The sequence below is a fragment of the Gammaproteobacteria bacterium genome (genome assembly GCA_028817255.1).
GTDB classification, from domain to species: Bacteria; Pseudomonadota; Gammaproteobacteria; order Porifericomitales; family Porifericomitaceae; genus Porifericomes; species Porifericomes azotivorans.
Genome location: JAPPQA010000167.1, coordinates 1 through 10,421 on the forward strand (window position 1 = coordinate 1; position 10,421 = coordinate 10,421).

11 protein-coding genes are annotated in these 10,421 nt (G+C 66.6%); 6 read left to right on the top strand and 5 right to left on the bottom strand.

What is annotated here, in order from left to right; genetic code table 11:
• The 3 genes from OXU43_06915 to moaB all read left to right on the top strand — a co-directional run.
• Nucleotides 1–190, top strand: a 190-nt coding sequence (locus OXU43_06915) for a hypothetical protein (GenBank protein ID MDD9824884.1), incomplete at its 5' end; no start/stop codon positions are given.
• Nucleotides 191–534: 344 nt separating this feature from the next.
• Nucleotides 535–1,158, top strand: coding sequence for a nitroreductase family protein (locus OXU43_06920; protein ID MDD9824885.1), 624 nt, complete (start codon nucleotides 535–537; stop codon nucleotides 1,156–1,158).
• Nucleotides 1,136–1,696 (top strand): molybdenum cofactor biosynthesis protein B, encoded by a 561-nt coding sequence (gene moaB / locus OXU43_06925; protein ID MDD9824886.1) that lies wholly within the window; start codon nucleotides 1,136–1,138, stop codon nucleotides 1,694–1,696. Before OXU43_06920 ends, moaB begins: the two co-directional genes overlap by 23 nt.
• Here moaB and OXU43_06930 read toward each other — a convergent pair.
• Nucleotides 1,686–2,666: an esterase-like activity of phytase family protein gene (locus OXU43_06930; GenBank protein ID MDD9824887.1), complete on the bottom strand. Its 981-nt coding sequence runs from the start codon at nucleotides 2,664–2,666 to the stop codon at nucleotides 1,686–1,688. The genes moaB and OXU43_06930 overlap by 11 nt on opposite strands.
• 49 nt (nucleotides 2,667–2,715) lie before the next feature.
• Between OXU43_06930 and OXU43_06935 the strand changes: the two genes are divergently transcribed.
• The 3 genes from OXU43_06935 to OXU43_06945 are packed head-to-tail and all read left to right on the top strand — an operon-like array spanning nucleotide 2,716 to nucleotide 7,869.
• Complete coding sequence (locus OXU43_06935; GenBank protein MDD9824888.1) at nucleotides 2,716–3,840, top strand: efflux RND transporter periplasmic adaptor subunit; 1,125 nt, start codon at nucleotides 2,716–2,718, stop codon at nucleotides 3,838–3,840.
• A complete protein-coding gene (locus tag OXU43_06940; protein ID MDD9824889.1) occupies nucleotides 3,837–6,893 on the top strand; it encodes an efflux RND transporter permease subunit in 3,057 nt (1,018 codons plus the stop codon). The genes OXU43_06935 and OXU43_06940 overlap by 4 nt, the downstream gene beginning before the upstream one ends.
• A 1-nt stretch (nucleotide 6,894) precedes the next feature.
• On the top strand, nucleotides 6,895–7,869 hold the full coding sequence (locus OXU43_06945) for a L,D-transpeptidase family protein (GenBank protein ID MDD9824890.1): 975 nt from the start codon (nucleotides 6,895–6,897) through the stop codon (nucleotides 7,867–7,869).
• 183 nt (nucleotides 7,870–8,052) lie between these two features.
• Here OXU43_06945 and OXU43_06950 read toward each other — a convergent pair whose 3' ends face one another.
• From OXU43_06950 to OXU43_06965, 4 genes are all read right to left on the bottom strand, one after another.
• Nucleotides 8,053–8,340, bottom strand: a complete 288-nt coding sequence (locus tag OXU43_06950) for an alanine-zipper protein (protein ID MDD9824891.1) — start codon at nucleotides 8,338–8,340, stop codon at nucleotides 8,053–8,055.
• 320 nt (nucleotides 8,341–8,660) lie between these two features.
• A complete protein-coding gene (locus OXU43_06955) occupies nucleotides 8,661–8,855 on the bottom strand; it encodes a hypothetical protein (GenBank protein MDD9824892.1) in 195 nt (64 codons plus the stop codon).
• A 59-nt stretch (nucleotides 8,856–8,914) separates the two neighbouring features.
• Nucleotides 8,915–9,397 carry a hypothetical protein gene (locus OXU43_06960; GenBank protein MDD9824893.1) on the bottom strand — a complete coding sequence of 161 codons (483 nt, stop codon included), beginning with the start codon at nucleotides 9,395–9,397 and terminating at the stop codon, nucleotides 8,915–8,917.
• A complete protein-coding gene (locus OXU43_06965) occupies nucleotides 9,394–10,047 on the bottom strand; it encodes an HNH endonuclease (protein MDD9824894.1) in 654 nt (217 codons plus the stop codon). The genes OXU43_06960 and OXU43_06965 overlap by 4 nt, the downstream gene beginning before the upstream one ends.
• Nucleotides 10,048–10,421 lie beyond the last annotated feature (374 nt).

The following is a 10,421-nucleotide window of genomic DNA, read 5'->3' on the forward strand; positions in this document are numbered from 1 at the left end:
CATTCCGGCGAAAGCCGGAATCCCGCATAGAAAGCGCGCGCTTCGCGCTCCTTTGCAGAAATATCCCATGAAGGGAGGGGCGGGCCGTCAGGTTCTGCAATGTGCGCGTACCGCGCTGTATTTGCGCGGGATTCCGGCTTTCGCCGGAATGACGGAAAAAAAGCGGAAGGACGAAAAAAAGCCGGAATGACAAGAGGGGCCGGAATGACAGAGCACCGTTTCCCCACTTCCAAAAAAGCGAATGGTTTTTACACGGCCTGTTGCGCCGGAATGGCGAGGGGTAGGGGGAATGACGAAGGGGAGACCGGAATGACGAGGGGTAGGGGGAATGACAAGGAGGGAGACCGGAATGACAGGGGCGCTACCGTCCTCACGCAGGCAGAGGCAGAGGCAGAGGCAGAGACATGCTTACCCCTATGGAGTATTATCGCCGCTTCGCAGAGGCAGCCTGATTTGTCTCATATGTGGCGGCCCCATGCCCTCGCTTGATCGGATGCGCCGCCTGTTCTACGCTCCCGCGGAATCTCCAAGGCCATGGCACAAAAAGAAACAAACGGCAGTTTCCCGTTGGCGCCGTTGTTGGCGCAACGCCGCAGCGGCCGCGCCTACGACCCGGAGCGTCCGGTCGCGCGCCGCCAGCTGCTGGCCCTGCTCGAGGCGGCCCGCTGGGCGCCTTCCTGTTATGGCGACGAACCCTGGCGCTACCTGGTCTTCGAGCGGGACCGCGAACGGCGCGACTGGGAAGAGGCCGTCGCCTGCCTCAGCGACGGCAATCGCTGGGCCGCGCAGGCGCCGCTGCTGCTGTTGTCGGTGGCAAGCGGCCATTTTCAGCGCAACGGCCAGCCGAACCGCTGGGCGCAGCACGATACCGGCGCCGCCAGCGAAAACCTTTGCTTGCAGGCGGTCGAACTGGGGCTGATGGCCCACCAGATGGGAGGCTTCGACCCGGAGCGGGCGCGCCGCGTCTTTGCGATCCCGGAGTCCTTTACCCCCATGGCGATGATCGCCGTCGGCTATGCCTTGCCGCCAGCCCGCATCCCGGAGGAATTGCGCGAGCGGGAATCGGCGCCGCGCCGCCGGGCGCCGCTGGCCGAGCGCTGTTTCGCCGGGCGCTGGGGGCGTCCCTTCGCCGCCGATGGACAAGAACAAGAACGATAGCGCGGAGGACGGCGCCCGTCTCGAGGGAGGGCGCGCCTTCCAGCCCTTGCGCATCGCCGTGCTGACCGTTTCCGACAGCCGCGACGAGAGCAGCGACCGTTCCGGCAAGCTGTTGGCGGAGTCCCTGCAGGCGGCCGGGCATCGTTTGCACGACAAGCGAATCGTGCCCGACGAACCGGCCCGGGTGCGCGCGGCCGTGGCCGGCTGGTGCGTGCCGGACGGGCCTCATGCCGTGCTGGTTACCGGCGGCACCGGGATCACGGGCCGCGACGGCACCCCGGAAGCCGTGCGGCCTTTGTTCGACAAGGAAATCCCCGGTTTCGGGGAGATGTTCCGCAGCCTTTCCTACCAGGAGATCGGCACTTCCGCTTTGCAATCGCGGGCCGTGGCCGGCGTCAGCGGCGGGTGCTATATCTTTTGCCTGCCAGGTTCGCCCGGCGCCTGCCGCACTGCCTGGGAGCGCATCGTCGCGGCGCAGCTCGACTCGCGCACCCGGCCCTGCAACCTGGCCGAGCTGATGCCCCGCCTCAACGAGTAGGGCAGCCGGCGGGCGGCGGCACGGCCCACTCCACGTGCAACAGTTGCGTCTTGCCGGCCAGCAGCGGGCCGTTGTCGTCGCTGACCAGGAAGAAGCGCCGTTCGTCCTGGGCGGCGATTCCCTCCAGGTTGCCGATGGGGAACGCGCGGCTGTCCATCCGCAGCAACTGCCGGCTCCACTGCGGACGCTCCGCCAGGTCCGGCGCCAGGTGCACGACCGTCTGCAGGCGCAGACCCAGCATCCCGATGCGGTTGCGCTCCAGCAGCAGCAGGCCCCCTCCCGGCAGGACACTCATGTCCACAAGACTGGCTTGGTCGTGCTGCGCCGGCAAGCCCCAGTCCCGGCCGTCCAGAGAATAAACGCTCAGTCGTTGTGTTTGCCCGGACCCGCGCAGCGGGCGTTCCGGCCCCGTCAGCACGCCGAAGCGAGGGTGCAATGCGACCGCCTCCAGGCCCCGGTTGCTTCCCCGGTAGCGCCTTGCGTCGGCCAGGGAGGCGGGTAGTGTCTCGCATCCCCGGAATTCTCCCAGCGGGCTATAGCGGCAGATCCGCATCCGCCTCTCGAAACTGATCAGCAATTCGTCGTTTCCCGCCGTGCCGTCGGCGCCGTAGCGCAGCGCCAGGCCCTCGCTGTCGCTATCGTCGCCCTGCAGCGCCCAGCCTTGCGCGTCCCGCAGCGGCAGCAGTTTCCGCCCCGTTATGGCGGCCAGCCGGCCATCGCCGGCAAAGCGCGGCCGCAACCACAACAGTATGCCCTCGTCGCCGATGGCGTAGAGCAGCTGCTCGTCCCTGGACCATGCGAGGCCGGACAGCTCCAGTGTCCCGCCGTCTTCTTCTTCCAGCCGCAGCGCCGCCAGCAGCCGCGCATGCATATGGCAGCCGCTGTCGGCAAAGGCGGCCAGCAATGCCTCGTCGGGACCTTGCCGGATCGGAGAGAGCGCCGCCGCGCCGGAGTGCGCCCCGGGATGCAAATCTTTCCCCGAAGGTTGCGCCGGGGCGGTACATAAATACAGTAAGTTGATGCATAATACTGCCGCCCGCCACCGTCCCAAGGATGAACTGTACTGCATGTTGCGTATTTTCTACGTTCTGTTGCCGCTTGTCAGTCTGTGCCTGACGGCGCCGGCGGTTCGCGCCCAGTCGGAAGGAGAGGCGCCGCCGGTGCGGGTCGCTCCCGTTACCACGCGCACCGTGCAGCCGTTGTCCTGGGTTTCCGGATCGGTGGTCAGCCGTGACGATGCCCGTATCGCCGCCGAGATCGCGGGCCGGCTGCGTTTCGTCGCCGAGGTGGGGCAGCGCCTGGAGGCCGGGGAAGCGGTGGCGGAGATCGAGCCGCTGGAGTTCCGCCTGCGCGTGGAAGAGGCGCGGGCGGAGCAGCAGAGGATCAGGCCGCGCCTGCAATTTTACCGGGACGAGGAGGCGCGACTGGCGCGGCTGGCCGACAACGACTACGCCGCCCGCAATCGCCGGGAGGAGATCGGTTCTTTGCGGGATGAATTGGCCGGCGATCTGCAGGCGGCCGGTGTCCGTTTGCAATTGGCGGAGGACTCCCTGCGCAAGACGCGGCTGCTGGCGCCGTTTGCCGGGGTTGTGGTCGAGCGCCTGCGGACGCCGGGCGAACAGGTGCAGCCGGGCGACGAGGTGCTGCGGTTGGTGGACGTGCGGCGCCGCGAGGTGCAGGCCCGGGTGACCGCCGCCGCCGTCGCCAGCCTGCAACCGGGCGCCATGATGCGCCTGCGCGGCCCTGGCGGCGACGAGGTCCTGGGCCGGTTGCGCACCGTCGTCGCCGTGGGCGACCGCTCGCGCCTCTACGAGATCCGCGTCGTGCTCGAAGACCAGGATTGGCCGGTCGGGTTGCCGGTGCGGGTGGCGGTGCCCGAGTCCCTGGCGCATTCCACGTTGACCGTGCCGCGCGACTCGCTGGTGATCCGCACCTTCGGCATCCACGTGTTTCGCATTGACGGCGAAGGGCGCTCCGAGCTGGTGCCGGTCGTCCCGGGCTATTCCGAGGAGGATTGGATCGAAGTGCGCCGTTCGACTCTCGCCGAGGGCGACCGGGTCGTGGTGCGGGGCAACGAGCGCCTGTGGCCGGGGCAGCCGGTGCGCATCCTGGAGGACGGCGCGGAGGAAGAAGTCCCACTATGAAGCTGACCGAGATGGGGTTGCGCAACCCTACCGCGGTCGGAGTGGTCATGTGGTTGATCCTGCTCATCGGTTGGCTGAGCTACTCCCGCCTGCCGGTGCAGTTGACCCCGGAATTGCAGGAGCCGGAGATTCGGATCATCACCAATTGGCGCGCCGCCACGCCGGAAGAAGTGGAGGCGGAGATCGTCAAGCGCCAGGAGGAGGCCCTGCGCGGCATCCCCGGCGTGACGGAACTGGTGGCCCGGGCGCAGTCGGGGCGCGCCGAGCTGAACCTGAGTTTCGTCGTGGGCATGGATATCCGCCGCGCCCTGGTGGAGGTGATGAACCGCCTGGGCCAGGTCTCGGGCTACCCCGACGACGCGGACGAACCCTTCGTGGATTCCACCGACGGCGCCTCGGCCATCGCCTGGTTCATCGTTCATGCCCTGCCCGACAACGCCAGGGACGTCACCTTGTACCGGGACTATATCGAGGACCTGGTCAAGGAACGTTTCGAACGGGTGCCGGGGGTGGCGGTGTCCGAAGTGTTCGGCGGCCAGGAGCGGGAATTGCGGGTCAGTTTCGATCCGTACCGCCTTGCGGAACTGGGGATCGAGTTGCCCGGCGTCTCCCGCTATGTGGGCGCCGGAGAGAACGTATCCGGCGGCTTCGTGGACATCGGCAAACGGGAATACAGCCTGCGCTTTGCCGGCCGCTATGGCCCGGGAGAATTCGGCGCCATGATCCTGGCTTGGCGCGACGGGCGCCCGGTGTATCTGCGCGATGTGGCCACCGTCGAGGTGCGGCCCGTCGATCCGCGCAACTTCGTTATTGCCCAGGGGCGCCCGTCCATCGCCGTCAACGCGCAACGGGAGGTGGGGGTAAACGTGCTGGAAGTCATGTCCGGCCTGCGCCAGGCCGCCGCCGATTTGGAGGAACCCTTGCGGCGGGCGGGACTCAGCATGCAGCAGGTCTATGACGAAACCCTGTACATAGACGCATCCATCCGTTTTTTGTACGGCAATCTGGGCTTGGGGATCCTGCTGGCGACCGGCATCTTGTGGCTGTTTTTGCGTAATGTCCGCGCCACCCTGACGGTCATCCTGGCGATCCCCGCCTGCCTGTTGGCGACCTTTGCCGTGCTGCAGTGGTCCGGCCGCACCCTGAACGTGATCTCGCTGGCGGGCCTGGCTTTTGCGGTGGGCATGGTGCTGGACGCCTCCATCGTGGTGCTGGAGAATATCGTTCGTCTGCGTGAGCAGGGGGTGGAAGGCAAGGGCCGCCGTTTGCTCGCCGCCTTCGCGGTCGGCGAGGTTTGGGGCGCCCTGCTGGCTTCTACCGCCACGACCGTGATCGTTTTTCTGCCCGTGATCTTTCTGGAGAGCGAAGTCGGCCAGCTCTTCGCCGACCTGGCCTTGTCCATCTCGGCGGCCGTCTGCGCTTCCTTGTTCATCGCGATCTTCGTGGTGCCGGCGGCGGAGACGGTCTGGGTCGCCAACCGCGGCTACTCCGCCCCTCGCGGCGGCCACCTCTGGGACCGTATGACCTCCGGGATCATGTTCGTGACGGATCGCCCCCGGTGGCGGTTGCTGTGGGTCGCGGTCCTGATTGCCGCGCCGATTCTGGGCACTGCCTGGCTGCGTCCGTCGCTGGACTACCTGCCCGAGGGGAGCCGGAACCTGGCCTTTGCCTACCTGCGGCCCGCCCCCGGGGCGAGCATCGAGCACCTGCGCCGGGAGATGGGGAGCAGCCTGACCGCGCGTCTGGCGCCCCACCTGCGGGGAGAGCGCGAACCGGCGATCAAGCATTATTTCTTCGTGGGCTTCGGCGGCGACGTGTTTATGGGGGCGGTGGCCAGGGAAGCCTCCCGCCTGCCGCAGTTGGTGAACGAGATGCGGGGCATTTTTCGCGATTTCCCGGATACCTTCGCCTTTGTCCAGAAGACTTCGCTATTCGGCGGGCGCGAGGGCAACTCCGTGGAGGTCAATTTTCAGGCGCGGGAACTGGAGCCTCTGCTGCAGGCTGCGTCGCGCGCCTTCGGGCGCATTCAGGAAGAGTTGCCCGGCGTCAACATTCGTCCCCTGCCGGGTCTGATCCTGGCCAAGCCGGAGTTGCGTCTGGTGCCGGACGAACGGCGCCTGGCGGAGGCCGGCTGGACCCGCCGCGAATTGGCCCTGATCGTGCGCGCCCTGGGCGACGGTCTGGATGCCGGCGACTACTTCACCGGCGAGGAAATCCTGGACATCATTGTGCGCGCCACGCCCTGGCGCACCCCCGACGAGATCGCGGACATCCCGCTGGCGACGCCCGGCGGCGGCATCGTGCCGCTTAAGGAACTGGCGCAGGTCGTGCGCACTGCCGGGGCGGAGGAGATCCGCCGCAGCAACCAGAGGCGCACGGTCACCCTGCGCGTCAATCCGCCGCCGGGCGTGTCTCTGGACACAGTGCTGGAGGTATTGCGTACCCGCGTCGAGCCGGATTTATGGCCGTTGTTGCCGGGCGATGCGGAGATCCAATACCAGGGCACGGCCGAGAAGCTGCAGGTCGCCGTGCGGGAACTCGGCGGCAGTTTCATCCTGGCGGTCGTCGTGCTTTATCTCCTGATGACCGCGCTGTTCCGTTCTTACGGATACAGCCTCCTGGTGCTGGTCACCCTGCCGCTGGCGACGGTGGGAGGCGTGGCCGCCCTGCGCTTCGCCAACCTGTTTGTCTTCCAACCGCTGGACCTGTTGACGATGATCGGCTTTATCATGTTGCTGGGACTGGTAGTGAACAACGCTATTTTGCTGGTCTATCGGGCGCGTGAGGCCGAGCGCGCCGGGGCGCCCCGCAGAGAGGCGGTGGTTTCGGCGGTACGCACCCGCCTGCGCCCGATCATGATGAGTACCCTGACCAGCATTTTCGGCATGTTGCCGCTGGCGTTGCTGCCGGGCGCCGGTTCGGAGATCTACCGGGGGCTCGCCGCGGTAATCATCGGCGGGCTGTCGGTGAACGTGATCTTCCTGTTGCTGCTGGTGCCCAGCCTGCTGTTGCTGGACCGGCGCGACTTTCGGATGCGGCGGGCGGGCGTCTAGGGTGTCGGTCGTGCCTCGGGCGCTGGCGTGCGGGGGCGGGACGGCTGCCGTGCTGTCGCTGCTATTTGTCGCGGCGGCGCAGGCGACTTCCTACGAGGCGAAGACCGGCGACGGGCTGGTCGGCAGGCCGTACACGGTCGTCGCCCGCAAGGAAGACACCTTGCCGGACATTGCCCGCAGCCACGGTCTGGGCTTCGACGAGATCCAGCTGGCCAATGCCGATGTGGACGCCTGGCTGCCGGGCGAGGGCAGGAGGATCTTCCTGCCCTTGCACCATATTTTACCGGCCGCCGAGCGGCGCGGGATCGTGCTGAATATCCCGGAAATGCGGCTTTATTATTATCCTGCCGCGTTGCGCCGGGGGGGCCGGCTGCGAGTGATCACGTACCCGGTCGGGGTGGGGCGCGAGGGCTGGACGATCCCGTATGCCCGCACGCGGATCAACCTCAAGGCGGAGAACCCGAGCTGGACTCCCCCGGAGTCCATTCGCGCCGAACATGCCCTGCTCGGCGATCCCCTGCCGCGGGTAGTGCCCCCCGGCCCGGACAACCCCCTGGGCGCCCACGCCCTGCGCCTGGCGTTGCCCGGCTACCTGATTCACGGCACCAACAAGCCTCTGGGGATCGGGATGCGCGTGAGCCATGGCTGTATCCGCATGTATCCGGAGGATATAGACGAAATGTTCCCGCTGACCCCGGTGGGCACCCCCGTCAACATCGTCAACCAGCCGGTAAAGGCGGGGCTGCAAGGGCGGCTGCTTTACCTGGAGGTGCATCCGCCGCTGGTTGAGGATCGGCTAAGCGCTCATGCCCTGAACCAGGAGGCTGTCCGCCAGATACTCGCTTTGTTGCAGGGACGCGACTCCCGGATAGACTGGCAGCTGATCGAGAAGGTCGTGCGCGCTTCCAGCGGCATACCGGTTGCCGTGGGCGCGATCCGAAGTGCCGAAGAGTCCGCCGACGCCGCCGGCACGTAGCGAGCCCCGCGGCATTCGCAGAATATCCGCCGCACACCCCCACATGCGCCCCGCGCCCTTTGCGGGCCTGCGGGCAGTTGCCTGCTCCCCGTCTCCCCCGGGAACTCTAGAAAGCCAAGACCGGAGGCGCATAAAGTCGCGTCCCCGGAGCGAAGAGCTCGCTCCGGGGACATGACGGTTTGCCTACTTGCGGGTGACCCGCTCCAGCGCCCGGTCAATCTTGTCGCGGTTTTCGTTGCAGCAATTGAGTGCCGACTCCGCGGTGGACTGGGCCTTGGTTGCCGAGTAAGAGGCTTCGGAGGCGACGGAAAGGGCGTTGTTTGCCTTTTCGGCCGCGTCGCGTGCCTCGCTGAGGGCCTGTCGCGCCATGTTTTCGATTTCCGCCGTTTTTTCCAGCCCTACAGGGGCGCAGGCGCCGACCGAGAGCGCGGACAAAGCCAATATGGACGTCCTGACGAATTTGCTGTGCATGATATTCCTCCCTTTCGTGGTGTTGTTGCAAATGCCCAGTAGCGGCGGATCATGCCTAATCTTGCGGCGCGATTCAATGGGTACGAGCTTCGCAATCCAGTTTTCCGGGACAGCGAAGCCGCGCCGCCCGAATCCGCATTGCCGCAAAAGACGGCTTCCCGCTCGCGCGAGAGCAACAGGCCGGGTTTCGCGGCGTTGCGGGTCGGAAGCTGCGCCCGACCCCCCGGCCCCCCTTTCTGCGCCCCTTCCAGCGCCAATAGCCGCTCGCGCGGGCGGCTATAAGATTACGGCGGCGGCGGCGGGGCAGGCCGCGGAATTTCCTAGTGGATTTCCGCGGGAGGTGCCGTGATCGCCTTTTCCGTCGCGCGGCGGGCTTCCTTGGATGTCTGCCGCGCCGTGTCTTCTATCAATTCGTCCGGCTGCTGGGTCGGCATCGTGCAGGCGCCGACACAGCAGGCGAGCAAAGCGAATACCAGCGTTTTGGCAAGCGAGTTGTCCTGTTTGCTATGTATCATGGCATTTTCCCTCTCTGGTTTTTTCGAAATGAATCATGTGCGGCGCGCAGACCATGGCTTTAGTTTCCGGCACTGCGGCCTTGAGCACGGGGCGCCTTGCGCCAGCGCCGTTCGTGCATTTCCTGGGTGAGTGTACGCAAGGCATCGTGAAAACTGTACAGGGGTTCGTCGGCGCACAGGGCGTCCAGTTGCCGCATGACCTCCGGGAGGTCCAATTCCGCCGTGACGCTGTAGGTATCTTCCGATGACTGGTTGTAAAAGCTCAGGTAGCCCATCAGATAGTGTTGGTAGGGCCTGAAGGCATCCTTGCCGCGGTCCTGGGCGTAGCGGTGGCAGGAGGCGCTGCCCGGTCCCCAGACGGCGAAGTTGCCGTCGCGGTCGGCCGCCGCGGCAGGGCCGCCCATTGCCAGCGTCAGCAGCGCCAGCGCCAGCATTGCCAGCGTCGGTAGCGCCAGCGCCGGCAGGCGGGCCGGCGCGCCGGCACGCGGCAACGCCGCCGCCTTCCGGGTCTCTGCGCCGGGGCATGCAGCCGCCGCGCTCATTGCCGCAGGAGCCCCCGTCGCCGGGCGCGGAACTGCGCCTTCAGGAAGGCCATCTGGTCGGCCAGGATGCGGCGGTTGGACAACGCCAGATATTCCGCCCAGTTAGGCACGAAGGGCACTGCCAGCAACGGCATCCCCGCCTCTTCCGGCGTTTGCCCCCCCTTGCGCGTGTTACAGCCGTGGCAGGCGGTGACCACGTTCGACCAGCAATCTTTGCCGCCGCGCGAAAAGGGAATCACGTGGTCGCGGGTAAGCCGCCGGCCCTCATGTTCCCTGCCGCAATACATGCACAGGTGGGCATCGCGCAGGAACAGCTCCCGGTTCGTCAGCGGCGGCGTCGTCCGCCGCAGCTGCCGGCGGGCGCGGCGGCAACGCACCGCGATGATCGAGTGGATCTCGATGCGCGAGCGCTTGCCCGTATAACGGGAATAGCCGCCGTGAAAGGCCAGGGTCCGCTCGCCGGCGGTCCAGGCGACCAGGTCGCGGCAATACAGCGTGATAGCAGTTTGCCAGGGAACCCAGGTGACCGGCAGGCCGGTGATGTCCAGGCGCAGGATCAGCGGCGGGTGCGCCGCGTTCCCGCGCTGCTCCTGTGCGGCCCGTTCGGGCCGCCGCCCCTGCCTGGCGCATTCGATTTGCGATTGCATCATGTTCTGCATCCCAGGTTTTGCATCCCGGATCGGAATGCGCTCCGGCGGCGGCAATGCCCCGCCAGCGCAAACCGTTACGGTGCGACTCACCCGGGCAACGATGCCAGATTTGCACCGGCATGACAACCGGACGGCGGGAGCGTCAAGCCGTTACGCAATCGAGGGGAAGAAAATTGGCACTGTTTGTAGCCAAGAAAGAGGCGCCGTGAACAAAACTCCCGCCATTCCTGCTTTTTCCTGTCATTTCGGCGCCTGTTTTTTTCTGTCATTCCGGCTTTTTTCTGTCATTCCGGCGAAAGCCGGAATCCCGCGCAAATAGAGCGCGGAACGCGCACATTGCAGAACCTGACGGCCCGCCCCTTCCTTCAAGGGAT